The 24,006-nt window shown below is 60.8% G+C and carries 23 protein-coding genes and 1 pseudogene; 18 read left to right on the plus strand and 6 right to left on the minus strand.

Annotation, left to right across the window (positions count from 1 at the left end; genetic code table 11):
• Nucleotides 1-86 precede the first annotated feature (86 nt).
• Nucleotides 87-1,511 (plus strand): hypothetical protein, encoded by a 1,425-nt coding sequence (locus R6G97_RS24250; protein WP_317847643.1) that lies wholly within the window; start codon nt 87-89, stop codon nt 1,509-1,511.
• A gap of 174 nt (nt 1,512-1,685) precedes the next feature.
• Here the strand turns inward: R6G97_RS24250 and R6G97_RS24255 are convergent, their stop codons facing one another.
• On the minus strand, nt 1,686-2,231 hold the full coding sequence (locus R6G97_RS24255) for a recombinase family protein (RefSeq protein ID WP_317847644.1): 546 nt from the start codon (nt 2,229-2,231) through the stop codon (nt 1,686-1,688).
• A pseudogene (locus tag R6G97_RS24260) lies at nt 2,224-2,334 on the minus strand (IS3 family transposase); the annotation flags it as partial. The gene R6G97_RS24255 and the pseudogene R6G97_RS24260, both read right to left, overlap by 8 nt.
• A 250-nt stretch (nt 2,335-2,584) precedes the next feature.
• On the opposite strand from R6G97_RS24260, the gene R6G97_RS24265 reads away from it, so the two are divergent.
• Genes R6G97_RS24265 through R6G97_RS24275 form a run of 3 tightly spaced genes read left to right on the plus strand, consistent with a single transcriptional unit; the run spans nt 2,585 to nt 6,147 of the window.
• Nucleotides 2,585-3,244, plus strand: a complete 660-nt coding sequence (locus R6G97_RS24265) for a paraquat-inducible protein A (protein WP_043209687.1) — start codon at nt 2,585-2,587, stop codon at nt 3,242-3,244.
• Nucleotides 3,231-3,854 (plus strand): paraquat-inducible protein A, encoded by a 624-nt coding sequence (locus R6G97_RS24270; protein ID WP_090346945.1) that lies wholly within the window; start codon nt 3,231-3,233, stop codon nt 3,852-3,854. The genes R6G97_RS24265 and R6G97_RS24270 overlap by 14 nt, the downstream gene beginning before the upstream one ends.
• Nucleotides 3,847-6,147: a PqiB family protein gene (locus R6G97_RS24275; RefSeq protein ID WP_102081568.1), complete on the plus strand. Its 2,301-nt coding sequence runs from the start codon at nt 3,847-3,849 to the stop codon at nt 6,145-6,147. The genes R6G97_RS24270 and R6G97_RS24275 overlap by 8 nt, the downstream gene beginning before the upstream one ends.
• A gap of 152 nt (nt 6,148-6,299) precedes the next feature.
• Here R6G97_RS24275 and rpsT read toward each other — a convergent pair whose 3' ends face one another.
• Nucleotides 6,300-6,578, minus strand: a complete 279-nt coding sequence (gene rpsT, locus R6G97_RS24280; RefSeq protein WP_010220592.1) for a 30S ribosomal protein S20 — start codon at nt 6,576-6,578, stop codon at nt 6,300-6,302.
• A gap of 250 nt (nt 6,579-6,828) precedes the next feature.
• Between rpsT and murJ the strand changes: the two genes are divergently transcribed.
• From murJ to ispH, 6 genes are all read left to right on the plus strand, one after another.
• Nucleotides 6,829-8,367, plus strand: a complete 1,539-nt coding sequence (gene murJ / locus R6G97_RS24285; RefSeq protein WP_090346937.1) for a murein biosynthesis integral membrane protein MurJ — start codon at nt 6,829-6,831, stop codon at nt 8,365-8,367.
• 118 nt (nt 8,368-8,485) lie between these two features.
• Nucleotides 8,486-9,436 carry a bifunctional riboflavin kinase/FAD synthetase gene (ribF, locus tag R6G97_RS24290; protein ID WP_182816446.1) on the plus strand — a complete coding sequence of 317 codons (951 nt, stop codon included), beginning with the start codon at nt 8,486-8,488 and terminating at the stop codon, nt 9,434-9,436.
• Nucleotides 9,433-12,264 carry an isoleucine--tRNA ligase gene (gene ileS, locus R6G97_RS24295; RefSeq protein ID WP_090346938.1) on the plus strand — a complete coding sequence of 944 codons (2,832 nt, stop codon included), beginning with the start codon at nt 9,433-9,435 and terminating at the stop codon, nt 12,262-12,264. The genes ribF and ileS overlap by 4 nt, the downstream gene beginning before the upstream one ends.
• Nucleotides 12,257-12,772 (plus strand): signal peptidase II, encoded by a 516-nt coding sequence (lspA, locus tag R6G97_RS24300; RefSeq protein ID WP_043209674.1) that lies wholly within the window; start codon nt 12,257-12,259, stop codon nt 12,770-12,772. Before ileS ends, lspA begins: the two co-directional genes overlap by 8 nt.
• Complete coding sequence (gene fkpB, locus R6G97_RS24305; RefSeq protein ID WP_043209672.1) at nt 12,765-13,202, plus strand: FKBP-type peptidyl-prolyl cis-trans isomerase; 438 nt, start codon at nt 12,765-12,767, stop codon at nt 13,200-13,202. The genes lspA and fkpB overlap by 8 nt, the downstream gene beginning before the upstream one ends.
• Before the next feature lie 14 nt (nt 13,203-13,216).
• Nucleotides 13,217-14,164: a 4-hydroxy-3-methylbut-2-enyl diphosphate reductase gene (gene ispH / locus R6G97_RS24310; protein WP_043209670.1), complete on the plus strand. Its 948-nt coding sequence runs from the start codon at nt 13,217-13,219 to the stop codon at nt 14,162-14,164.
• On the opposite strand, the gene R6G97_RS24315 is transcribed toward ispH, so the two are convergent.
• Nucleotides 14,165-14,656 (minus strand): GspH/FimT family pseudopilin, encoded by a 492-nt coding sequence (locus tag R6G97_RS24315; RefSeq protein WP_182816442.1) that lies wholly within the window; start codon nt 14,654-14,656, stop codon nt 14,165-14,167. It lies immediately after the preceding gene.
• A gap of 108 nt (nt 14,657-14,764) precedes the next feature.
• Between R6G97_RS24315 and R6G97_RS25050 the strand changes: the two genes are divergently transcribed.
• From R6G97_RS25050 to thiO, 5 genes are read left to right on the plus strand one after another with little or no spacing between them, the layout of a single operon-like run.
• The gene (locus R6G97_RS25050) at nt 14,765-15,112 is read left to right on the plus strand and encodes a type IV pilus modification PilV family protein (protein WP_148921582.1); all 348 of its coding nucleotides are present in this window, start codon (nt 14,765-14,767) and stop codon (nt 15,110-15,112) included.
• Nucleotides 15,109-15,777 (plus strand): PilW family protein, encoded by a 669-nt coding sequence (locus R6G97_RS24325; RefSeq protein ID WP_043209667.1) that lies wholly within the window; start codon nt 15,109-15,111, stop codon nt 15,775-15,777. Before R6G97_RS25050 ends, R6G97_RS24325 begins: the two co-directional genes overlap by 4 nt.
• Complete coding sequence (locus tag R6G97_RS24330; protein WP_090346939.1) at nt 15,774-16,259, plus strand: hypothetical protein; 486 nt, start codon at nt 15,774-15,776, stop codon at nt 16,257-16,259. Before R6G97_RS24325 ends, R6G97_RS24330 begins: the two co-directional genes overlap by 4 nt.
• Before the next feature lies 1 nt (nt 16,260).
• Nucleotides 16,261-16,659: a type IV pilin protein gene (locus R6G97_RS24335; RefSeq protein ID WP_043209663.1), complete on the plus strand. Its 399-nt coding sequence runs from the start codon at nt 16,261-16,263 to the stop codon at nt 16,657-16,659.
• A gap of 34 nt (nt 16,660-16,693) precedes the next feature.
• A complete protein-coding gene (thiO, locus tag R6G97_RS24340; protein ID WP_317847645.1) occupies nt 16,694-17,791 on the plus strand; it encodes a glycine oxidase ThiO in 1,098 nt (365 codons plus the stop codon).
• Between the two features lie 95 nt (nt 17,792-17,886).
• Here the strand turns inward: thiO and R6G97_RS24345 are convergent, their stop codons facing one another.
• Nucleotides 17,887-18,117, minus strand: coding sequence for a PP0621 family protein (locus R6G97_RS24345; protein WP_043209659.1), 231 nt, complete (start codon nt 18,115-18,117; stop codon nt 17,887-17,889).
• A 93-nt stretch (nt 18,118-18,210) separates the two neighbouring features.
• Nucleotides 18,211-19,230 (minus strand): outer membrane protein assembly factor BamD, encoded by a 1,020-nt coding sequence (locus R6G97_RS24350; protein ID WP_043209657.1) that lies wholly within the window; start codon nt 19,228-19,230, stop codon nt 18,211-18,213.
• Between the two features lie 148 nt (nt 19,231-19,378).
• On the opposite strand from R6G97_RS24350, the gene rluD reads away from it, so the two are divergent.
• The 3 genes from rluD to clpB all read left to right on the plus strand — a co-directional run bounded on the left by rluD (nt 19,379) and on the right by clpB (nt 23,882).
• Nucleotides 19,379-20,341 (plus strand): 23S rRNA pseudouridine(1911/1915/1917) synthase RluD, encoded by a 963-nt coding sequence (gene rluD, locus R6G97_RS24355; RefSeq protein ID WP_043209655.1) that lies wholly within the window; start codon nt 19,379-19,381, stop codon nt 20,339-20,341.
• Nucleotides 20,338-21,075 carry a peptidoglycan editing factor PgeF gene (gene pgeF / locus R6G97_RS24360; RefSeq protein WP_317847646.1) on the plus strand — a complete coding sequence of 246 codons (738 nt, stop codon included), beginning with the start codon at nt 20,338-20,340 and terminating at the stop codon, nt 21,073-21,075. Before rluD ends, pgeF begins: the two co-directional genes overlap by 4 nt.
• A 242-nt stretch (nt 21,076-21,317) precedes the next feature.
• Nucleotides 21,318-23,882, plus strand: coding sequence for an ATP-dependent chaperone ClpB (clpB, locus tag R6G97_RS24365; RefSeq protein ID WP_043209651.1), 2,565 nt, complete (start codon nt 21,318-21,320; stop codon nt 23,880-23,882).
• Nucleotides 23,883-24,006: the final 124 nt, after the last annotated feature.

Below are 24,006 nucleotides of genomic sequence, written 5' to 3' on the forward strand. Positions count from 1 at the left end.
TATTCTGCATCTAGGCATGATTCCATTTTGTTCTCATTTCCTGTATCAATTCATGATGGCGCGCTTAGAAACGTTCGGAGGTTATTGTGGAAGTCTGGGAGTGGGAAAGTTTCGAGAAGGTTGTCACGCCCTCACGTTTCAAGGTTATTGATTCAGGTCCATTGTATGGGCCGATTACAGGGTTTTCAGTTAGGCGGGGACCAAAGTTTGAAATATTGTTATCTACGGAGTCTGCTGGTGATTCTGAATCACAGGGTGTTAAGCATGTGTCGGGCACGGTTAGAAATAACATTGATTCAATAGTGCTTGAAGACGTCTCTGGGTGTTTGGGTCGTGTTGTTGGTATAAGTCCTTTCTCTAGTGTCAAGTCGAATGACTACATTTCCGGTAAGTCTTTAACTAAACAAGAGTCTACGATTTCTTATGTGGAAGTCGTTATTCCTAATGTCTCGGTTGACTATAAAGTTGACTGGGTTTTGAATATGGATGACGGTGATATCATATGGCCGCATAAGCATGAAGTTAAGCTTGAAAGTTCTACTAGTAGCGAATGGGGGGATGATTTCTTAAGCTTGGTGACGAATGATTCTAAGCACCGATTTGGTAGGGCGTGCTTTTGCTTTTCTGTGAACGGAATAGATGTTGTTGTTGGGCGTACCAGGGGGGAGCGTAGCGAGCCAGATAAACGAGGATATCTGCTGTACAAAGGTGATGTCTCTGATGATGTTCGCTTGAAAATATTGGGGTGCGTATCATTCGCGCTTGGTATGTATTTAGTGCATATGGGGTCTGCGGGATTTTCCAGTGCAGGCTATCTTGCATACACGAAATCGATAAGCGCATACAGTATTGGAGGGCGGGTGTTTGAGCTTGGTAGAATGCCGCCTGCACCATTAGGGTTCAAATACCAAGGTGAGCTTGATCCAGATGTAACTGTTAAGGTCATACGTGCGTTATACGAAAATTATGATCGACTGAACCTAAGAACTCTTTTTTGGCAGTATTGGCATGCCCAGTGTGCGCCCTATCACGTGGCTGCTGTTCATTTTGGTGCGGCGATTGAGTTCTTGCAAAAGAAATACATGGAGGTTTTCGGGAAGCTGTCACTAGGTGTTATCTTGCCCAAAGCGGAATGGCGAAAGCTCCGAGATGAGATTCGTCTATTGCTGGAATCTAAAAGTATATCGCCCCATGAACTGGAACTCATTAATAGGCAGCTTGAAGGTTTGAATCGTGCGCCACAGAAGGTGGTAATGGAGCGATTTCTTGATGCATTGGGGATTTCAATCGGGGAGGTTGAACTGTCTGCCTGGCAGCATAGAAATGATGCTGCACATGGTAATGATCGCTCTGATAGCGATCCGATTGACATAATACGCGGAAACAAAGTTTTGCGTGTTATGCTGGATCGGTTGATTTTGTCAATCACTGTTTCGTCGGACTATTATTTTGACTATTACTCATATGGTTTCCCGGTTCGAAACTTGGCTGATCCAATTCCGGAAAACTAGTTTTTGATGTCGCAGATGGTTTTCCAGTTTTGCAAGAGATAATTTCACCACTTGCAATTGAATGCTTCATGGCAGGGACCCTCGCAACTAGTTGCCAATTAGGTACCATCAGCTTTTCACCCCCTCCCTGGGGTGGGGGTATAGCTAAAAAGGCCTCCTAGAAGGTGTGTCCGGTTATTTTGTCCATAACCGCTTCACTGTAGACAGGCTTACTTCTAGGTGTTTTGCTACGGCAGATTGTGATAATCCCTCGGCTTTGAGGTTTTGCACATCCTTCACGGATGTCGCCACTGGGCGACCGAGTTTGGTCCCTCCGGCTTTTGCCCTTTGCAAGCCTGCTTGTGTGCGTTCAATCAACAAATCACGCTCAAATTGAGCGACAGCAGCTAATACACCCATTGTCATTTTACCGGCCGCGCTGGTCAGATCGACACCACCCAACGCCAAGCAGTGGACCCTTATTCCTTTCCCTTCCAGAAACTCAACGGTCGATTGCACATCAATGGCGTTTCGCCCAAGCCTATCGAGCTTGGTGACAACCAATACGTCACCTGATTCCATGCGCTCCAACAACTTGTTGAAGCCTGCACGTTCGCTAGTGCTGGTGCTGCCGCTGATCGTTTCTTCGATTGCTCGTTGTGGTTGCAGATCGAATCCGGCTGCTTTGATTTCTTGGATTTGATTCTCTGTGGTTTGAATCGCCCCTGGTTTTCTAGACACTCTCCAAGCTCAGGAAATAGCGTTTCTCATACTCTACTGGAGACAGCTGCATAGCACTGCTGTGTCGGCGTTTAGGGTTATAGAACATCTCGATGTAATCGAACTCAGTAGTGAAACGATGCATCGCCGATGGTAGTGTGGGGCTTCCCCATGTGAGAGTAGGTCATCGTCAAGATTCATTTCGCAAAACCCCTATCTGCGCGAGCAGGTAGGGGTTTTGTCTTTTCTGGTGCCGACCGCTACGCTCCACTAGCAAGCGGTCCGGCACCCAGAGCCATCCCCATGGCCATCATCTCCCACAATTTGAGTCAGAGCACTAGAATAGCCTCCATTCATCTATTCAGAATTTCGATATGCCTAATCCTGTCGACTCCGAAGCGCTGGCCCATTTGCCGCTGGATAAGCTCGTGGCTTGCCACGAATGCGACCTGTTGATGCGTAAGCCGGTGCTACAGAATGACGAAAAGGCACATTGCCCGCGGTGTGGCTACGAGCTTTATGCTCATCGTCACAACGTGGTCAATCGCAGCCTTGCGTTGGTGTTGACGGCCTTGCTGCTCTATGTGCCCGCCAACTTTCTGCCCATCATGCAGCTGCACTTGCTCGGTCAGACGTCGGACGACACTGTCTGGAGTGGTGTGCTAGGCCTATTCAACTCGAATATGCGCGGCGTGGCAGTCGTCGTGTTCCTATGCAGCATGGCGATCCCATTGCTCAAGCTTCTCTGCCAATTACTGGTTCTGTTGAGCATTCGCCTAGATATCGGACGAAGTTACGGATTGCTCTTCTATCGTATTTATCACCACCTGCGTGACTGGGGCATGCTCGAGGTCTACTTCATGGGGGTGCTGGTTGCCATCGTCAAACTGGTCGATCTTGCGGAACTGACCATAGGCCTGGGGCTGTTTTGTTTCATCAGTTTGTTATTGGTCCAGGTATGGCTGGAGGTAGTGATGTCACCACATCAGATCTGGAGTGCGTTGTCGGGGGAGGATGAGCATGCGGGCGATTGATGCAGGCATCTTGGTCTGTAATGAGTGTCATGAGCTGAACCGGCAGGCATCTGGCAGTGATGCGCAGTCCTGTACCCGTTGCGGCGCCACCGTGCATGCACGGCGCCCCAACAGTATCGTGCGCACTTGGGCGCTTCTGATCACCGCGTCCATTCTCTATATTCCCGCCAACGTGTTGCCGATCATGACAGTCAGCGCGCTGGGGCAGGGCAGCCCGGACACGATCATGTCTGGAGTCATCACCCTGCTCAAGCACGGCATGTTGCCTATCGCCGCCGTGGTGTTCATTGCCAGTATTCTGGTGCCCACCTTCAAGCTGGTGGGTATCGGGCTGTTGTTGTATTCGGTGCAACGTCATCAACCGCTGTCGGCGCGTCAGCGGATCCTGATGTACCGCTTCATCGAGTTCATTGGCCGCTGGTCCATGCTGGATATCTTCGTCATCGCCATCTTGGTGGCGGTGGTGAATTTCGGCCGTATTGCCAGCGTCGAAGCCAACTTGGGCGCCGTCGCCTTCGCCTCTGTGGTGATACTGACGATGCTTGCAGCTTTAACTTTCGATCCCCGACTGATTTGGGATAACACGGAGTCGGATAACGACCATGAGTGACATGCCTACGGCTAAAACCCGCCCAGCTTCGAACTGGTCGGCGATATGGATTTTGCCGCTGATTGCCTTGCTGATAGGTGGCTGGCTGGCTTGGCAGGCCTATCGTGATTCAGGGGTAGATATCCAGGTTCGTTTCCTGTCCGGTGAAGGCATCGTCGCCAACAAGACCGAAGTCATCTACAAGGGCATGTCCGTTGGCAAGGTGAAGGCCTTGGTGCTCGATGCCAAAGGAAGCAATACGGGTGTCATCGCCACCATCGAGATGAGGAAGGAGGCCGAGCCGCATCTGACCACCGGGACGCGCTTCTGGCTGGTGAAGCCGAGCGTCAGCCTGGCAGGGATCACAGGGCTGGAAACGCTGGTTTCAGGTAACTACATTGCCGTCAGCCCCGGTGAGGGGGAGAAGACCAAGCGCTTTACCGCCCTCTCCGAGGCACCGCCGTTGTCCGATAGCGAGCCGGGCCTGCACCTGACCCTCAAGGCCGATCGTCTGGGCTCGCTCAATCGCGACAGCCCTATTTTCTACAAGCAGATCCAGGTCGGCCGGGTGAAGAGCTACCGCCTTTCCGAAGACCAGGACACGGTAGAGATCAAAGTGTTCATTGAGCCGGCCTACGCGAATCTGGTGCGCAAGCACACACGATTCTGGAATGCCAGTGGCATCAGCATCGATGCGGATCTATCGGGTGTGAAGGTGCGCAGTGAATCCTTGGCCAGCATTGTCGCCGGGGGCATCGCCTTTGCCACTCCCGAATACCGCAAGGACAGTCCTCCCACCGACCCCAGCCTGCCTTTCCGTCTGTACGAGGACTTCGACGCTGCTCAGGCGGGTATCCGTATCAAGGTCAAGCTGACCGACTACGAAGGCCTGCAGGCTGGGCGTACCCCTGTCATGTACAAAGGTATCCAGGTGGGGTCGTTGAAGACGATGAAGATCGCGGACGACCTGACCAGCGCCACGGCCGAGTTGACACTCGACCCGCTGGCCGAAGACTACCTGGTCGAAGGGACGCAGTTCTGGGTGGTCAAGCCTTCCATTTCGCTGGCCGGTATCACGGGCCTGGAAGCCTTGGTCAAAGGCAACTATATCGCCATACGTCCAGGCGAGAAGGGCGCCAAGCCACAGCGCGAGTTCGAGGCGCGCCCGAAGGCGCCACCGTTGGACCTGAAAGCGCCAGGCCTGCACATGGTGCTGTTTGCCGATAACCTGGGCTCGCTGGAAGTCGGAAGCCCGGTGATGTATCGCCAGGTCAAGGTCGGTAGCGTGCAAAGCTACCAGTTTGCTCGCAACAGCAAGCGCATCCTGATTGGCGTGCATATCGAGAAGGAGTACGCCCATCTGGTCAACGGCTCCTCGCGCTTCTGGAATGCCAGTGGCATCACCTTGTCTGGCGATCTTTCGGGGATCAAGGTCAAGAGTGAATCGCTGCAGACGCTCATGGCAGGTGGTGTGGCATTCGATACGCCAAAGGCTGATGTGCCTTTGAAACGGCGCATTCCCCGCTTCCGCCTGCACGACAATCAGGAGGCCGCGGATCGTGCGGGTACCCTGATCACCATTCGTGTGGATCGCGCCGATGGCCTTAAGCCAGGCACGCCTATCCGCTTCCGCGGCCTGGATGTGGGGAGTGTGGAAAGCGTCGACCTGACGTCCGACCTGCAGGCTGTGCTGCTGCGGGCGCGCATCACCGGAGCCCAGGACCGCATCGCCCGGGTTGGTACCCAGTTCTGGGTGGTCAAGCCGGCCTTTGGCCTAGTGCGTACCGAAAACCTCGATACCCTGGTTGGCGGGCTCTACCTTGAGGTGCTGCCAGCGTTGAAGTCCAAGGGGCCGCAGCGCGACTTTATCGCCTTGCCCGAGGCGCCCGAGCTGACCGAGCCGGAGGTCGGCTTGCCGCTGACCCTCAGTGCACCGCGTCGTGGATCCATCAAGCCCGGCGTGCCGGTGACCTATCGTGAGGTGACAGTGGGCAAGGTGACGGGCTTCGAGCTGGGGCAGACCGCTGATCGTGTCCTTATCCACATCCTTATCGAGCCTCGCTACGCGGCCTTGGTGCGTGGTGGGAGCCGGTTCTGGAATAGCAGCGGCTTTGGCTTCGACTGGGGCCTGTTCAAGGGCGCCACGGTTCGCACCGAGTCCTTGGAGACGCTTATCGATGGCGGGATTGCCTTCGCGACGCCCGATGGCGACAAGATGGGCAGTCCAGCCCGGCCGCAACAGACCTTCGCCCTGTTCGACAAGCCTGAGGATGAATGGCTGCTGTGGGCGCCGAAGATCCAGATCGGCAAATAGTACGTGCAAAAGGGGCCGCAGTGCGGCCCTGTCACCATGCAAGGCTCGGCGCGTTGCGTGGTGACGGGGTCTCACTGCGGCCCTTTTCATTGGCTCAAATCGCAGGCAATAAAAAACCGACCCTAGGGTCGGTTTTTCGACAAGCGCATCGCTTAGGCAGCTGCAGCTTCTTTCAGCGCCTTGATGTGGCCATTCAGACGGCCTTTGTGGCGAGCAGCCTTGTTCTTGTGGATGATGCCTTTGTCGGCCATACGGTCGATAACAGGCACAGCCAGGGTGTAGGCGGCTTGCGCTTTTTCGGCGTCTTTTGCGTCGATGGCCTTGACTACATTCTTGATGTAGGTGCGGACCATGGAACGCAGGCTGGCGTTGTGGCTGCGACGCTTCTCAGCCTGTTTTGCACGTTTCTTGGCGGAAGGTGAGTTGGCCACCGTCGAGCTCCTCGAAAGACTTTAGGTAAATAGCAAACAAAATAGGCCGCGAATCATGCCGATCAGTCGAACGGTTGTCAAGGCCACCTTGAGGGTTCCGCCGAGCGGTTCGCGAGCGTGAAGGAATGATTCCTTTCTGCGCAGCGACCTGTAAACTCGGGAGTTTTGGCTTCCCCTTCAACGGCGCGGAAGTATCGCACATTCGGGCGCTTTCTGGCAGCGCCCTCCGTCCCTGGCGTGAAATTTTTCCATGAACCTGCTCAAATCCCTGGCCGCCGTCAGTTCCATCACCATGATCTCCCGGGTACTCGGGTTCATACGCGACACCATCCTGGCGCGGGTTTTCGGCGCCGGTATCGCGACCGATGCCTTTTTCATCGCCTTTAAGCTGCCCAACCTGCTGCGCCGGATCTTCGCCGAAGGTGCGTTCTCGCAGGCGTTCGTGCCGATTCTGGCGGAGTACAAGACTCAGCAGGGTGAGGAAGCGACCCGCACGTTCATTGCCTACGTCAGCGGCCTGCTGACCCTGGCACTGGCTCTGGTCACCGCCCTGGGAATTCTCGCCGCGCCCTGGGTGGTCTGGGTGACCGCTCCGGGCTTCGTCGACAGTGCCGAAAAATACGAGCTCACCACCGCCCTGCTGCGGGTGACATTTCCTTATATATTGCTGATCTCGCTTTCCTCGCTGGCCGGGGCGATCCTCAATACCTGGAACCGTTTTTCGGTGCCGGCCTTCACCCCGACGCTGTTGAACGTCGCCATGATCGCCTTCGCCGTGCTGCTCACCCCGTATTTTGATCCACCCATCATGGCCTTGGCCTGGGGTGTGCTTGCCGGGGGGCTGGCGCAGCTGCTGTACCAACTGCCGGCATTGAAGAAGATCGGTATGCTCGTGCTGCCGCGGCTGAACCTGCGCGACACCGGCGTCTGGCGTGTGCTCAAGCAGATGCTGCCGGCGATCCTCGGAGTGTCCGTCAGCCAAATCTCGCTGATCATCAACACAATCTTCGCCTCCTTCCTGGTGGCCGGTTCGGTGTCCTGGATGTACTACGCCGACCGCCTCATGGAGTTGCCCTCCGGCGTGCTGGGCGTAGCGCTGGGCACCATCTTGCTGCCGACCCTGGCCAAGACCTACGCCAATCGTGACCGGCACGAGTATTCGCGGATTCTCGATTGGGGGCTGCGTCTGTGCTTCTTGCTGGTGCTGCCTTGCACCTTGGCCCTGGGCATTCTCGCCGAGCCGCTGACCGTCGCGCTGTTCCAGTACGGCAAGTTCACTGCGTTCGATGCTGCCATGACCCAGCGCGCCCTGATCGCCTATTCGGTCGGCCTGCTCGCGCTGATTCTCGTCAAGGTGCTGGCCCCGGGCTTCTATGCGCAGCAGAATATCCGTACGCCGGTGAAGATCGCGATCTTCACCTTGGTCTGCACCCAACTGCTCAACCTGGCCCTGATCGGTCCGTTGCAGCATGCGGGCCTTGCCCTGGCGATCAGTCTTGGGGCTTGCCTGAATGCCGGTTTGCTGTACTGGAAGCTGCGCAGCCAGCAGTTGTTCCAGCCGCAGCCGGGCTGGGCGGTGTTTCTGTGCAAGCTGGTACTGGCGGTGGGCCTGATGTCCGGTGTGCTGCTGGCTGGCATGCATTACATGCCAGCCTGGGAGCAGGGCGGGATGCCTGAGCGATTCCTGCGTCTAGGGGCATTGATCTTCGCGGGTGTGGTGACCTACTTCGGTTGCCTGTTCCTGTGCGGGTTCCGGCCTCGGCATTTTGCCCGCAAGGCCTTGCACTAAGGCCGATGTCGGGTCAGACGTCGGTTTTTCGCATTCCACGTCACCCCCTGGCGCTGCTGCCTGTCACCGGCGCCCGGGTGTGGTTATAATCGGCCACTTTATGAGCAAGAAGCGCGTTATGCAGCTGGTTCGAGGTCTTCACAACCTGCGCCCCGAGCACCGGGGCTGTGTCGCCACCATTGGCAACTTCGACGGGGTTCACCGTGGCCACCAGGCAATCCTGGCGCGCCTGCGCGAGCGTGGGCAGGCGCTTGGCCTGCCAACCTGCGTGGTGATCTTCGAGCCTCAACCACGTGAATACTTCGCCCCCGATACCGCACCTGCTCGCCTGGCCCGGCTGCGCGACAAGGTCGAACTGCTGGCTGCCGAGGGTATCGATCGGGTCCTGTGCCTGGCCTTCAACCAGCGCCTGAGCCAGCTCAGCGCCCAAGAGTTCGTCAAGGCCATCCTGGTCGACGGCCTGGGTGTGCGCCACCTCGAAGTGGGTGACGATTTCCGCTTCGGCTGCGACCGCGCCGGCGACTTCGCCTTCCTGGTCGAGGCCGGGCATCAATACGGTTTCAGCGTGGAGGCGGCCAACACCGTCATCCAGGACGGACTGCGGGTGAGCAGCACCGAGGTGCGCAAGGCGTTGGCCCAAGCCGATTTCGAGCTGGCTGCGCACCTGCTGGGCCGCCCCTACCGTATAACCGGCCGGGTGTTGCACGGCCAGAAGCTGGCGCGCCAGCTCGGCACCCCCACCGCCAATATCCAGCTCAAGCGCCGCCGCGTGCCGCTGAGCGGCGTCTACCTGACCAGCGCCGAGATCGACGGCAAGGTCTGGCCAGGTGTCGCCAACATCGGGGTTCGTCCCACCGTCGCCGGTGATGGCCGTCCCCACCTGGAGATTCATCTTTTGGATTTCGCCGGCGATCTGTATGGCCGGTGCCTGACGGTGGAGTTCCACCAGAAGCTGCGCGAGGAGCAGCGTTTCGCCTCCCTGGAGGCGCTGAAGTCGGCGATCGACGCGGACATCGCCGCCGCACGTGCCCATTGGCACGCTCAACCGCTAACGAAGAGCCTGAAATGACCGACTACAAAGCCACGCTTAACCTTCCGGACACCGCCTTCCCGATGAAGGCCGGCCTGCCTCAGCGCGAACCGCAGATCCTGCAGCGCTGGGACAGCATTGGCCTGTACCAGAAGCTGCGTGAAATTGGCAAGGATCGTCCGAAGTTCGTCCTCCATGACGGCCCGCCCTATGCCAACGGCAAGATTCATATCGGTCATGCGCTGAACAAGATCCTCAAGGACATGATCGTCCGTTCCAAGACCCTGTCGGGCTTCGATGCGCCCTACGTACCGGGCTGGGACTGCCACGGCCTGCCGATCGAGCACAAGGTCGAGGTCACCCACGGCAAGCACCTGACCGCAGACCGCACCCGCGAACTGTGCCGTGAGTACGCCGCCGAGCAGATCGAAGGCCAGAAGACCGAGTTCATCCGCCTGGGTGTGCTGGGCGACTGGGACAACCCCTACAAGACCATGAACTTTGCCAACGAGGCTGGTGAAATCCGTGCCCTGGCCGAGATGGTCAAGCAAGGTTTCGTGTTCAAGGGCCTCAAGCCTGTGAACTGGTGTTTCGACTGCGGATCGGCCCTGGCCGAGGCCGAAGTCGAGTATGCCGACAAGAAATCCCAGACCATCGACGTGGCCTTCCCGGTCGCCGATGCCGACAAGCTGGCTGCCGCCTTCGGCCTGGCCAGCCTCGCCAAGCCCGCCGCCATCGTCATCTGGACCACCACCCCTTGGACCATCCCGGCCAACCAGGCGCTGAATATCCACCCGGAGTTCAACTACGCCCTGGTCGACACCGGCGAGCGCCTGCTGGTGCTGGCCGAAGAACTGGTCGAGTCCTGCCTCAAGCGCTACAACCTGGAAGGTTCGGTGATCGCCACCGCGCCGGGTTCGGCACTTGAACTGATCAATTTCCGTCACCCGTTCTACGACCGCCTGTCGCCGATCTACCTGGCCGACTACGTCGAACTGGGCGCCGGTACCGGCGTGGTGCACTCCTCGCCAGCCTACGGTGAAGACGACTTCGTCACCTGCAAGCGCTATGGCATGGTCAACGAAGACATCCTCACCCCGGTGCAGAGCAACGGCGTGTATGTCGAGTCGCTGCCGTTCTTCGGCGGCCAGTTCATCTGGAAGGCCAACCCGGCCATCGTCGACAAGCTGAGCGAAGTCGGCGCGCTGATGCACACTGAGACCATCAGCCACAGCTATATGCACTGCTGGCGTCACAAGACCCCGCTGATCTACCGCGCCACCGCCCAATGGTTCGTCGGCATGGACAAGCAGCCCACCACCGGCGAGCCGCTGCGTGAGCGTGCCCTCAAGGCCATCGAAGACACCAAGTTCGTGCCGTCCTGGGGCCAGGCCCGCCTGCACGCGATGATCGCCAATCGCCCTGACTGGTGCATCTCGCGTCAGCGCAACTGGGGCGTGCCGATTCCGTTCTTCCTCGACAAGCAGACCGGCGAGCTGCACCCGCGCACCGTCGAGCTGATGGAAGAAGTGGCCAAGCGCGTCGAGAAGGAAGGCATCGAGGCGTGGTTCAAGCTGGATGCCGCTGAATTGCTCGGTGAAGAAGCCGGCCAGTACGACAAGATCTCCGACACCCTGGACGTCTGGTTCGACTCCGGCACCACCCACTGGCATGTGCTGCGTGGTTCCCACGATATCGGCCATTCGACCGGCCCGCGCGCCGACCTGTACCTGGAAGGCTCCGACCAGCACCGCGGCTGGTTCCACTCTTCCTTGCTGACCGGCTGCGCCATCGACAACCATGCGCCATATCGCGAACTGCTGACCCACGGCTTCACCGTGGACGAGAGCGGCCGCAAGATGTCCAAGTCGCTGGGCAACACCATCGAGCCACAGAAGGTCAACGACACCCTGGGTGCCGATATCCTGCGCCTGTGGGTCTCGGCCACCGACTATTCCGGCGAAATGGCGGTCTCCGAGCAGATCCTGCAGCGTAGCGCCGACGCCTACCGTCGTATCCGTAACACCGCGCGCTTCCTGCTTTCCAACCTGTCCGGCTTCGACCCGGCCCGTGACCTGCTGCCGGCCGACGACATGCTGGCGCTGGACCGCTGGGCCGTCGACCGCACCTTGCTGCTGCAGCGCGAACTCGAAGAGCACTACAGCGAGTACCGTTTCTGGAACGTCTACTCCAAGGTGCACAACTTCTGCGTTCAGGAGCTGGGTGGCTTCTACCTCGACATCATCAAGGACCGCCAGTACACCACCGGCGCCAACAGTGTCGCCCGACGCTCCTGCCAGACCGCGCTGTACCACATCAGCGAGGCCCTGGTGCGCTGGATCGCCCCGATCCTGGCGTTCACCGCCGACGAGATCTGGCAGTACCTGCCAGGCGAGCGCAACGAGTCGGTGATGCTCAACACTTGGTACCAAGGGCTGTCCGAGCTGCCGGAAGGCTTCGAGCTGGATCGCGCCTACTGGGATCGCGTCATGGCGGTCAAGGCAGCGGTCAACAAGGAGCTGGAGAACCAGCGCGCGGCCAAGGCCATCGGTGGCAACCTGCAGGCTGAAGTCACCCTGTTCGCCGAAGAAGGCCTGAGCGCCGACCTGGCCAAACTGGGCGATGAACTGCGCTTCGTGCTGATCACTTCCGCCGCCAGCGTGGTGCCGTTCGTCCAGGCGCCGGCCGATGCCGTGACAACCGAAGTCGAAGGCCTCAAGCTGAAAGTCGTCAAGTCCGGCCATGCCAAGTGCGGCCGTTGCTGGCACTTCCGCGCCGACGTCGGCAGCCACCCGGAGCATCCGGAAATCTGCGGCCGCTGCGTAGACAACCTCAGCGGTTCCGGCGAGGTGCGCCACTATGCCTAATCCTGCAGCGGGGCGCTTGGGGCGCCTTGCCTGGCTCTGGCTGAGCCTGGTGGTCCTGGTCCTTGACCAGGCCACCAAGGTCTATTTCGAGGGTGCCCTTAAGCTGTACCAGCAGATCGTGGTCATCCCCGATTACTTCAGCTGGACCCTGGCCTACAACACTGGTGCTGCATTCAGCTTCCTGGCCGACAGCTCCGGCTGGCAGCGCTGGCTGTTCGCCCTGATCGCGGTGGTGGTCAGTGCGGTGCTGGTGGTCTGGCTCAAGCGCCTGGGGCGCAACGACACCTGGCTGGCCGTGGCCTTGGCGCTGGTGCTCGGTGGTGCGCTGGGCAACCTGTACGACCGCATTGTGCTGGGCCACGTGGTCGACTTCATCCTGGTGCACTGGCAGAACCGTTGGTATTTCCCGGCCTTCAACCTGGCCGACAGCGCTATCACCGTTGGTGCGGTGATGCTGGCGCTGGATATGTTCAAGAGCAAGAAGTCCGGAGAGCCTGTCCATGACTGAAACCCGTATCGGTCAGAACACTGAAGTCACCCTGCACTTCGCGCTGCACCTGGAAAACGGCGACACCGTCGACAGCACGTTCGACAAGGCACCAGCCACCTTCAAGGTGGGCGACGGTAATCTGCTGCCAGGCTTTGAAACCGCGCTGTTCGGCTTCAAGGCCGGTGACAAGCGTACGCTGACCATCGTCCCTGAGAACGCCTTCGGCCAGCCGAACCCGCAGAACGTACAGGTCATGCCGCGCTCGCAATTCGTTGACATGGAGTTGTCCGAAGGCTTGCTGGTGATCTTCAACGACGCCGCCAACGCCGAGCTGCCTGGCGTGGTCAAGGCGTTCGACGACGACCAGGTGACCATCGATTTCAATCACCCACTGGCTGGCAAGACCCTGACTTTCGAGGTGGAGATCCTCGAGGTCAAGGCCCTGTAAGCCTGGAGCCGAGCATGCAAATCAAACTCGCCAACCCTCGCGGATTCTGCGCGGGGGTCGACCGGGCGATCGAGATCGTCAACCGCGCCCTGGAAGTCTTCGGCCCGCCGATCTATGTGCGTCATGAAGTGGTGCACAACAAGTTCGTGGTCGAGGACCTGCGCAACCGCGGGGCCATCTTCGTCGAAGAGCTCGACCAGGTGCCGGACGACGTCATCGTCATCTTCAGCGCCCATGGTGTTTCCCAGGCCGTGCGCCAGGAAGCGGCCGGCCGGGGGCTGAAGGTGTTCGACGCCACCTGCCCGCTGGTGACCAAGGTTCACATCGAGGTGGCCAAGTACAGTCGCGATGGCAAGGAGTGCATTCTCATCGGCCATGCCGGGCATCCGGAAGTCGAGGGCACCATGGGCCAGTACGACGCCAGCAATGGCGGCGCGATCTACCTGGTCGAGGATGAGGACGATGTCGCCAACCTTCAGGTTCGCGATCCCGAGCACCTGGCCTTCGTGACCCAGACGACTCTGTCGATGGATGACACCAGCCGTGTCATCGACGCCCTGCGTGCGCGCTTCCCGAACATCGGTGGTCCGCGCAAGGACGACATCTGCTATGCCACGCAAAACCGTCAGGACGCCGTCAAGCAGCTTGCCGATGAGTGTGACGTGGTACTGGTGGTCGGCAGCCCCAACAGTTCCAACTCCAACCGCCTTCGCGAGCTGGCCGAACGCATGGGGACCCCGGCGTACCTCATCGACGGTGCCGAGGACCTGCAGCAAGGCTGGTTCGAGGGCGTGGCCCGTATCGGCATCACCGCTGGTGCCTCGGCTCCCGAAGTGCTGGTGCGTGGCGTGATCGAACAACTGCGTGCCTGGGGCGCCACCGGCGCTGAAGAGCTCGATGGCCGGGAAGAGAACATCACCTTCTCCATGCCCAAGGAACTGCGGGTTCGCTCGCTGATCTGATCAGGCGCCTGCGCACCGTGACGAGTCTCTCGTTCCGGTGCGCAGGTCGACCCTGCCGCTGGGTGCCAACACCACCCAATACCGGCTCGTTTGCTCCGTGCGTGGGCAAATCTCCAACGTAGCCCCGAGAAACCCGCGATTGCCCCGCAGCGGAACGCCCAGGCCGCTGAATGTCACCTCTTTATCCACATTGCTGGCGATCTCGAGCCTGCGCGCAAGGCGTTGCTCGTGCAGTAGTTGCCCGTTGTGTGCCAGGTGTGTACGCCAGCCCAGACCCCAGTCCCCCTCCAACGCTTGTACCTGTACCGCTTGCTGCTGTAGCACGGCATGGCTGCGTGCGCTACGCAGTGCTTGCGCCAAGTAGCGGGCCGCGGCGGCTTGGTGCAGGTCGTGACTGAGATTGGCGTAGGCCGGCAATCCAACTTGTGCCAGAAGGCTGATCAGCGCCAAGGCGCACATCATTTGTATCAGTGTTGCTCCACGTTGCTGCACCGTGCATTTCTCCCAGGACGTGCTTCGCTGTAGCTTCGAGGCCGACGGACAGGGCGTCCAGTCGGCAGATTTGGAGAGCAAGAGCAGGAAAATTCCCAGGAGGGAAGGATGCAAGCGAGGGAGCGCGGCATAACGCTGCTGGAAGTGCTGTTGACGATGACTGTGTTGGCGCTGGGGTTGTTCGCTGCCGCGGCTCAACAATTGCGCGGGTTGCAGATAAGTGACGAGGCGCGGCGTGACAGCCAGGCGGTCTATTTGGCGCAAGGGTTGTTGGAGCGCGGCAGGGCGGTCGGTGTCCTGCCGGAGGCCGAGCGGGCGGATTGGCAAGGCCGGATTCGCCGGCTGCTGGGTGCTTCGGCGCAAGGTCGGGCGACGGGCGCCGGTGAAACCTGGTCGTTGGAAATTCACAGGTCAGGCCAGGCGCTCATCAGCTTGCGGGGCAGGGTATCGCCATGAGGCATACCCAGGCAGGCTACGGGTTGCTCGAGGCCTTGCTGGCGCTGACGATCGGGCTGGTACTGCTGGGGACGGCGAGCCAGGTGTTCGTGTCCACCTATCAGGCTTGGCAAGCGCAGGCCGCCACGGCACGACTGCAGGATGACGCCCGGCTGGCGTTGCATCGCATGGCTCAGGACATCCGTTCGGCCGGTATGTTGGGCTGCCTGCGTCACGACGCCATCACCTTCGACAGCCCGGCGGCAGCCGCCGCCTTCGCCCAGCCTGTGCGCATCGCCCGAACCGGGGGCGGACGCCTGGAGAGCCTGAACCTGGTCGGTGAGCAATTACCCGGTACCGGGCGACAAGCGGACTGGGTACTGCTGACCGATTGCCTGAGCTGGGCCCAGGTGAGTAACCCGCGCGACGTCAGCGCGCGATCCGATGCGCTGCTGTTCCCCCTCCAGCGCATTGCCTACCAACTGCAGGGTAATGATTTGCGGTTGGTGCGTGGCAGCCAGTCCCAGACGCTGATCGATCAGGTGCGTGACCTGCGCGCCACGCTGGTGCCGACGCAAGAGGGCGGGCGCGTCGATGTGCAGCTCACGTTGTTCGATCCGCGCCACCAGATCGAGCTGCGGCATGAGATGAGTGTGGCCCTGCGCAACCGGTTGCCCGAGTCATGAGGCGCCAACGGGGTATCGTCCTTCTGACCGGACTGCTGCTGAGTCTGCTCTTGGGGCTGCTGGCGGCATCGGCGCTGCACGACGCCCTGCGGCTGGCGCGCTCGACTGCTCAACTGCTGGTCAGTGCCCAAGCACTGGAGCAGGCAGAGGCAACCTTGCTGGAGGGCCGTGACCGCTTGCTGCGGGCGCCGCCAAGGCCCTGCGCGCCGCCCTGTGCGCCGCCCGCCGAAGCCCATGATGTGCGGGGCGGGGAGGCGGCATGGCAGCGAGCGGAGCAGGGTTTTTTCTTTTTGCAGAACCTGGGTGAAAGCACTCGGGCGGTACATGTCCCCGAAGACATCCCTGTGCGCCTGTTCAGGGTCACGGCGGTGAGCCAGCACCTGACGGCGCGGCATGTGCTGGAAGCAATCTACGCCGTTGAGGCAGGGCAAAAGACGCGCGCCCAGCGCATCGTATGGCGCCAACGATTGAGGGAACAGTGACATGCAGCGAGGCCTTGGCCTGATCGAATTGTTGATTGTGCTGGCGGTGACCGGCATTCTGGCAGCCATTGCCTACCCCAGTTACAGCGACCAGCTCAGGCGTGCCGCGCGAAGCGAAGTGATTGGCCTGCTGCAGGACGCAGCCCTGCGTCTGGAACGCCACAGAGCGCGTACTGGACAGTACGCCGATCCTGACCCTCAGGTACCGCCTTTGCCTGTCGGCACACGCTATTACCGCTTGCTGGCGCAACGTGACGACGACAGCTTCGTGCTGCTCGCCAGGCGCCTGCCCGAGGGCATGATGGTTGACGATCGTTGTGGCGACTTCCAGCTCGATCAGGCTGGAGTGCGTGGCAATCCGGGTGCCGGCATGCCGGCCGAAGATTGCTGGGGGCGTTGAAGGCCCGGATTTAATTCAGCTAGTGGATCGACAGATGAGCAAGCAAGTAGTGGTTGTCGGTGGTGGGGTGATCGGGCTGCTGACGGCGTTCAACCTGGCGCCGAAGGTCGACCAGGTGGTGGTATGCGATCAGGGTGAGGTGGGGCGCGAGTCGTCCTGGGCCGGCGGCGGTATCGTCTCGCCGCTGTACCCCTGGCGCTACAGCCCGGCGGTAACGGCCCTGGCGCACTGGTCGCAGGACTTCTATCCACAATTGGGTGAGCGCCTGTTCACCTCTACCGGCATCGATCCGCAAGTGCATACCACCGGCCTGTACTGGCTGGACCTGGACGACGAAGCCGAAGCCCTGGACTGGGCTCAGCGCGAGCAGCGGCCGTTGAGCGCTGTGGATATCTCTGCGGCATACGATGCAGTACCGGTGCTTGGCCCTGGCTTCAAGCGCGCCATCTACATGGCGGGGGTGGCCAATGTGCGTAACCCGCGCTTGGTGAAGTCACTCAAGGCTGCATTGCTGGCGATGCCCAATGTGACCCTACGCGAGCATTGCCCGGTCAGCGGGTTCTGCCAGGAAGGTGGCCGCATCACTGGCGTACACACTGCCGAGGGCGTGCTGACGGCGGACGAGGTGGTGCTCAGTGCCGGTGCCTGGAGTGGCGACCTGCTGCGTACACTGGGGTTTGAACTGCCGGTGGAGCCGGTGAAGGGGCAGATGATCCTGTTCAAGTGCGCCGAAGACTTCTTGCCGAGCATGGTCCTGGCCAAAGGGCGCTATGCCATTCCGCGTCGTGACGGGCACATCCTGGTGGGCAGTACCCTCGAGCACGCCGGATACGACAAGACTCCCACCAACGAGGCGCTGGAAAGCCTCAAGGCTTCGGCGGTGGAGCTATTGCCGGCCTTGGCGAATGCCGAAGTGGTAGCACATTGGGCTGGCCTGCGCCCTGGCTCGCCGGAAGGGATTCCCTATATCGGGCCAGTGCCGGGGCACGAAGGGCTGTGGTTGAACTGCGGGCATTACCGCAATGGGCTGGTGCTGGCGCCCGCATCGTGCCAGCTGTTCACCGACCTGTTGACCGGCGGTCAGCCGATCATCGATCCGGTGCCTTATGCGCCAGGTGCGCGTCTGGTTTGACTTCGCAGCTCCCGCAGGATCTGTGGGAGCGCGTTTATCCGCGAATAGGTCGGCGCCAGCACGAGGCAGTTGTTCCGCACAGCCAACGATCGACCTCAGCGCTGTTGCCCTGGCCCTTGCTCCAGATGAGCCTGGCTGCAATACCAGTCATTGCCCCGTCGCAATGCGCGATCGTTGGGTAGGTGCACGCCGCAGTGGGCGCAGCGCACCATCTTCAGCGGGTCATCGAGCTTGGGCTCGGAGGAAGACTGCTGGCTGGCGTTGAATTTGCGCCACAGCCAGAACGCAGCGCCGATCACGGCGATCCAGAAAAGTAGACGAACCATGGTGTCCAGTTTGTCGAGAGGAAAGACCGACAGTCTAGGGCGCAGCCAATAAAAAAGGGAGGCCTTGGGCCTCCCTTTCTGTTGCGCGTGATATCAGTCGAACAGACCAAAGGTCATGTAGCTGAACCACGAGCGGTCTTTTTCGGCTTCTTTCGGGCCTTCCGGCAGGATCGGGTTGCCGTCCTCGTCCTTGGGCAGCAGCTCTTCAGGCATCTCCGAACGCGCATCCTGGAACTGCTTGACCACGTCCTGGTTGGCGCGGGTTTCGCCCGGCGGCAGCGGGGTCTCGGTTTCGATCAGGCCCAGGGTGGCCTTGGACAGCCAGGAGCGGTTGTCGGCTTCTTCCTGCTTGGGCTGGAATTGACCGTCGACCAGGCTCGGGTGGTCCGGGTAGTTGAGCTTGAGGGTTTCCAGGCTGGTGGCAGCCAGTTCGTCCAGGTGCAGGCGCTGGTAGGCCTCGACCATTACGGCCAGGCCGTCGCCGACCGATGGGGTTTCCTGGAAGTTCTCGACCACGTAGCGGCCACGGTTGGCGGCGGCCACATAAGCCTGACGGCTCAGGTAGTAGTCGGCGACGTGAATTTCGTAGGAAGCCAGCAGGTTGCGCAGGTAGATCATGCGCTGCTTGGCGTCCGGCGAGTAGCGGCTGTTGGGGAAGCGGCTGGTCAGCTGGGCGAACTCGTTGTAGGAGTCGCGGGCCGCACCTGGGTCACGCTTGGTCATGTCCAGTGGCAGGAAGCGCGCCAGCAGGCCGCGGTCCTGGTCGAACGAGGTCAGGCCCTTGAGGTAATAGGCATAATCGACGTTCGGGTGCTGCGGGTGCAGGCGGATGAAGCGCTCGGCGGCGGATTTGGCAGCCTCCGGCTCGGCATTCTTGTAGTTGGCGTAGATCAGTTCCAGCTGTGCCTGGTCGGCGTAGCGGCCGAACGGGTAGCGCGATTCCAGGGCCTTGAGCTTGTTCACGGCGCTGGTATAGCTGTGGTTGTCCAGGTCGGCCTGCGCCTGCTGGTACAGCTCGGCCTCGCTGAGGTTCTCGTCGACGACTTCCTTGTTGGAGGAACAGGCAGCGGTGAGCCCGAGAATGGCGATCAGCAGCAGGTGTTTCACTTGCATGGCGGCTTGCGTCCCTTTGACGGCCGCTGTCTTGGGCGGTGCCGTCCTGTTATGATGAGCGCCCCCGGCCAAACCCGGGGCAAAAGAAGCCGTATTTAACCACAAGCGTGCAGCTGAAACCAAAGGCTGTGCGCCCGCCGAATCGAGCATGTCCGAGATCATTCAACTTAGCGCAGAGGTCCCGTCCGAACTGGGGGGCCAACGCCTCGACCAAGTCGCCGCCCAACTCTTCTCCGAGTACTCGCGCTCGCGCCTGTCCTCGTGGATCAAGGACGGCCGCCTGACGGTCGACGGCGCGGTACTGCGCCCGCGCGATATCGTCCACAGTGGCTCCGTGCTGGCCCTCGACGCCGAGCAGGAAGCCCAGGGTGAATGGGTGGCCCAGGACATCGAGCTGGATATCGTCTACGAAGACGACCAGATCCTGGTGATCAACAAGCCTGCCGGGCTGGTGGTCCACCCGGCGGCGGGCCATGCCGACGGCACCCTGCTCAATGCCTTGCTGCACCACGTGCCGGACATCATCAACGTGCCGCGTGCCGGTATCGTGCATCGCCTGGACAAAGACACCACCGGCCTGATGGTGGTGGCCAAGACCCTGCAGGCCCAGACCAACCTGGTCGACCAGCTGCAAAAGCGCTCGGTCAGCCGCATCTACGAGTGCATCGTGGTCGGGGTGGTCACCGCCGGTGGCAAGATCGACGCGCCTATCGGCCGTCACGGCGGCATGCGCCAGCGCATGGCGGTGACCGACGGCGGCAAGCCTGCGGTCAGCCACTATCGCGTACTCAAACGCTTCCGCTCGCACACGCATGTGCGGGTCAAACTCGAAACCGGCCGTACCCACCAGATCCGCGTGCACATGGCCCATGTGGGCTTCCCGCTGGTCGGCGACCAGACCTACGGCGGGCGCTTCCGCATTCCACCGGCAGCCAGCGTGGCCATGGTCGAGGCGGTCAAGCACTTCCCGCGCCAGGCCTTGCATGCGCGCTTCCTGGCGTTGGACCACCCGACCACCGGCGAACGCATGGAATGGGCTTCGCCGTTGCCGGATGATTTCGTCTGGTTGCTGTCGCTGCTCGCCCAGGACCGTGAGAGCTTCATCGGATGAGCGGCCTGACGCAGTCGCTGCTGTTCCCCGACTGGCCGGCCCCGGCCTCGGTGCACGCCTGCGTCACCACCCGCGAGGGCGGCGTCAGCCTGCCGCCCTACGAGTCCTTCAACCTGGGTGACCACGTGGGCGACGACCCGGTTGCGGTCGGCGAGAATCGCCGCCGCCTGAGCGACGCCTTCGGCATCCGGCCGGCCTGGCTCAAGCAGGTGCATGGCCTGGTTGTGGCCGATGCCGACCCGGCGGTGGTGGCCGAGGCCGACGCCAGTTTCACCGACCAGCCCGGCATCGCCTGCACGGTGATGACCGCCGACTGCCTGCCGGCCCTGTTCTGCGACCGTGCCGGTACTCGCGTGGCGGCCGCTCATGCAGGCTGGCGCGGGTTGGCTGGCGGTGTGCTGGAAGCCACGCTCGATCGCCTCGGTGTTCCTGCCGACGAGGTGTTGGTATGGCTGGGTCCGGCCATTGGGCCACAGGCGTTCGAGGTGGGGCTGGAAGTGCGCGATGCTTTTACCGCCGTGCACCCCGAGTCTGCTGCAGCCTTCGTCAACGGTGAGCGCCCGGGCAAACTGATGGCCGATATCTACCAGCTGGCGCGTATCCGCCTGGCGGCCCGTGGGGTCACCGCTGTGTATGGTGGTGGTTTCTGTACGGTCAACGACCCTCGCTTCTTCTCTTATCGACGCACGCCGCAGGGTGGGCGTTTCGCTTCGTTGGTCTGGCTGCGGCCTTGATGCCCTAGGGGCCGCTTCGCGCCTCATCCCAGACCTCGCCAGCGCCTATAGTCTCGCGAATATCTTGTAGAAGCCTGCCCGGGCGCGCAAAGCGCTCTTGGTCAGATCCGCACTGCTGACCTATGTCAACCCCGCTAAGCTTGAAAAACCCAGAATCAGCCTTATCTATTGGTCATCTCAGGCAGGTTCTTCATTACAGGTGCTATCCATCGCTCCGCCTGCCCTTATAGGAAGGTATCCCCATGCGAATAGACCGTTTGACCAGCAAGCTGCAACTGGCGTTATCCGATTCCCAATCCCTGGCCGTGGGCATGGACCATCCGGCCATTGAACCTTTGCACTTGATGCAGGCGCTGATCGATCAGCAAGGCGGGTCCATCAAGCCGCTGCTGATGCAGGTCGGCTTTGACATCAATGGCCTGCGTCAGGCTTTGGCCAAAGAGCTGGACCAACTGCCGAAAATCCAGAATCCCACGGGCGATGTGAACATGTCCCAGGACCTGGCGCGCCTGCTCAACCAGGCCGACCGCCTGGCCCAGCAGAAGGGCGACCAGTTCATTTCCAGCGAGCTTGTGTTGCTCGCCGCCATGGACGAGAACAGCAAGCTTGGCAAACTCCTGCTCAGCCAGGGCGTGAGCAAGAAGGCGCTGGAAAACGCCATCAACAACCTGCGCGGCGGTGCGGCGGTCAACGACCCCAATGCCGAGGAGTCGCGCCAGGCTCTGGACAAATACACCGTCGACCTGACCAAGCGCGCCGAGGAAGGCAAGCTCGACCCGGTGATTGGCCGTGACGATGAGATCCGCCGTACCGTGCAGGTCCTGCAGCGTCGTACCAAGAACAACCCCGTGCTCATCGGTGAGCCTGGCGTGGGCAAGACCGCCATCGCTGAAGGCCTGGCCCAGCGCATCATCAACGGCGAAGTGCCCGATGGCCTCAAAGGCAAGCGCCTGCTCGCCCTGGACATGGGCGCGCTGATCGCTGGCGCGAAGTATCGCGGTGAGTTCGAAGAACGCCTCAAAGCGTTGCTCAACGAATTGTCGAAGCAGGAAGGCCAGATCATCCTGTTCATCGACGAACTGCACACCATGGTCGGCGCCGGTAAAGGCGAGGGCGCCATGGACGCCGGCAACATGCTCAAGCCGGCCCTGGCCCGTGGTGAACTGCACTGTGTGGGCGCAACCACGCTCAACGAGTATCGCCAGTTCATCGAAAAAGACGCAGCGCTCGAGCGCCGCTTCCAGAAGGTGCTGGTCGAGGAACCGAGCGAGGAAGATACTATCGCCATCCTGCGTGGCCTGAAGGAGCGCTACGAGGTGCACCACAAAGTGGCCATCACCGACGGTGCCATCATCGCCGCGGCCAAGCTCAGCCACCGCTACATCACCGACCGTCAGTTGCCGGACAAGGCTATCGACCTGATCGACGAAGCGGCCAGCCGCATCCGCATGGAGATCGACTCCAAGCCTGAAGTGCTCGACCGCCTCGACCGTCGTTTGATTCAGCTGAAGGTGGAGTCCCAGGCGCTCAAGAAAGAAGAAGACGAGGCCGCGAAAAAACGCCTCGAGAAGCTGACCGAGGAAATCGAGCGTCTGGAGCGTGAGTACTCCGACCTGGAAGAAATCTGGGCCTCGGAAAAAGCCGAGGTGCAGGGTTCTGCGCAGATCCAGCAAAAGATCGAGCAGGCCCGTCAGGAACTCGAAGCTGCCCGCCGCAAAGGTGACCTGAGCCGCATGGCCGAGCTGCAGTATGGGATCATCCCTGATCTTGAGCGCAGCCTGCAGATGGTCGACCAGCACGGCAAGACCGAGAACCAGTTGCTGCGTAACAAGGTGACTGAAGAAGAAATCGCCGAAGTGGTCTCCAAGTGGACCGGCATCCCGGTGGCCAAGATGCTCGAAGGCGAGCGTGAGAAGCTGCTGAAGATGGAAGAGTTGCTGCACCAGCGCGTGATCGGCCAGAACGAAGCCGTCACCGCCGTGGCCAACGCCGTACGTCGCTCCCGGGCCGGTCTCGCCGACCCGAACCGCCCAAGCGGCTCGTTCCTGTTCCTCGGCCCGACCGGTGTGGGCAAGACCGAGTTGTGCAAGGCGCTGGCCGAGTTTCTCTTCGATACCGAGGAGGCCATGGTACGGATCGACATGTCCGAGTTCATGGAGAAGCACTCCGTGGCTCGCCTGATCGGCGCTCCACCCGGATACGTCGGTTACGAGGAGGGCGGTTACCTGACCGAGGCTGTGCGTCGCAAGCCGTATTCGGTGGTGCTGCTGGACGAAGTGGAAAAGGCTCACCCGGACGTGTTCAACGTGCTGTTGCAGGTACTTGAAGATGGCCGCTTGACCGACAGCCATGGCCGTACCGTGGACTTCCGCAACACGGTGATCGTGATGACCTCCAACCTGGGCTCGGCGCAGATCCAGGAACTGGCCGGTGACCGTGAGGCGCAACGTGCTGCGGTGATGGACGCGGTAAGTTCGCACTTCCGTCCGGAGTTCATCAACCGGATCGACGAAGTGGTGGTGTTCGAGCCGCTGGGGCGCGAGCAGATCGCCGGTATCACCGAGATCCAGCTTGGCCGCCTGCGCAGCCGTCTGGCCGAGCGCGAGCTGTCGCTGAGCCTGAGCCCGGAGGCCTTGGACAAACTGATCGCAGTCGGTTACGACCCGGTGTATGGCGCACGGCCGCTCAAGCGTGCGATCCAGCGCTGGATCGAAAACCCGCTGGCGCAGTTGATCCTCGGTGGGCAGTTCCTGCCTGGTGCGGCGATCACCGCCAAGGTCGAAGGCGACGAAATCGTCTTTGCCTGAGCCCGGCAGTCAAGAAAGAGCCCCGCCTTGGCGGGGCTTTTTCGTTTCGGCTTTGCGGCGTTGGGCCTGTCGACGCAGTTGCTCGGTAACGCAAACCCCTGATTTTTCTGGGCCCGATCTAACT

This window comes from Pseudomonas sp. HTZ2 (assembly GCF_033173945.1).
Lineage (GTDB): Bacteria > Pseudomonadota > Gammaproteobacteria > Pseudomonadales > Pseudomonadaceae > Aquipseudomonas > Aquipseudomonas guariconensis.

Coding starts and splice junctions, on each gene's coding strand:
- R6G97_RS24265 (WP_043209687.1), top strand. CDS start 2,585: ATGCCTAATCCTGTCGACTCCGAAGCGCTGGCCCATTTGCCGCTGGAT.
- R6G97_RS24270 (WP_090346945.1), top strand. CDS start 3,231: ATGCGGGCGATTGATGCAGGCATCTTGGTCTGTAATGAGTGTCATGAG.
- R6G97_RS24275 (WP_102081568.1), top strand. CDS start 3,847: ATGAGTGACATGCCTACGGCTAAAACCCGCCCAGCTTCGAACTGGTCG.
- murJ (WP_090346937.1), top strand. CDS start 6,829: ATGAACCTGCTCAAATCCCTGGCCGCCGTCAGTTCCATCACCATGATC.
- ribF (WP_182816446.1), top strand. CDS start 8,486: ATGCAGCTGGTTCGAGGTCTTCACAACCTGCGCCCCGAGCACCGGGGC.
- ileS (WP_090346938.1), top strand. CDS start 9,433: ATGACCGACTACAAAGCCACGCTTAACCTTCCGGACACCGCCTTCCCG.
- lspA (WP_043209674.1), top strand. CDS start 12,257: ATGCCTAATCCTGCAGCGGGGCGCTTGGGGCGCCTTGCCTGGCTCTGG.
- fkpB (WP_043209672.1), top strand. CDS start 12,765: ATGACTGAAACCCGTATCGGTCAGAACACTGAAGTCACCCTGCACTTC.
- ispH (WP_043209670.1), top strand. CDS start 13,217: ATGCAAATCAAACTCGCCAACCCTCGCGGATTCTGCGCGGGGGTCGAC.
- R6G97_RS25050 (WP_148921582.1), top strand. CDS start 14,765: ATGCAAGCGAGGGAGCGCGGCATAACGCTGCTGGAAGTGCTGTTGACG.
- R6G97_RS24325 (WP_043209667.1), top strand. CDS start 15,109: ATGAGGCATACCCAGGCAGGCTACGGGTTGCTCGAGGCCTTGCTGGCG.
- R6G97_RS24330 (WP_090346939.1), top strand. CDS start 15,774: ATGAGGCGCCAACGGGGTATCGTCCTTCTGACCGGACTGCTGCTGAGT.
- R6G97_RS24335 (WP_043209663.1), top strand. CDS start 16,261: ATGCAGCGAGGCCTTGGCCTGATCGAATTGTTGATTGTGCTGGCGGTG.
- thiO (WP_317847645.1), top strand. CDS start 16,694: ATGAGCAAGCAAGTAGTGGTTGTCGGTGGTGGGGTGATCGGGCTGCTG.
- R6G97_RS24345 (WP_043209659.1), bottom strand. CDS start 18,117: ATGGTTCGTCTACTTTTCTGGATCGCCGTGATCGGCGCTGCGTTCTGG.
- R6G97_RS24350 (WP_043209657.1), bottom strand. CDS start 19,230: ATGCAAGTGAAACACCTGCTGCTGATCGCCATTCTCGGGCTCACCGCT.
- rluD (WP_043209655.1), top strand. CDS start 19,379: ATGTCCGAGATCATTCAACTTAGCGCAGAGGTCCCGTCCGAACTGGGG.
- pgeF (WP_317847646.1), top strand. CDS start 20,338: ATGAGCGGCCTGACGCAGTCGCTGCTGTTCCCCGACTGGCCGGCCCCG.
- clpB (WP_043209651.1), top strand. CDS start 21,318: ATGCGAATAGACCGTTTGACCAGCAAGCTGCAACTGGCGTTATCCGAT.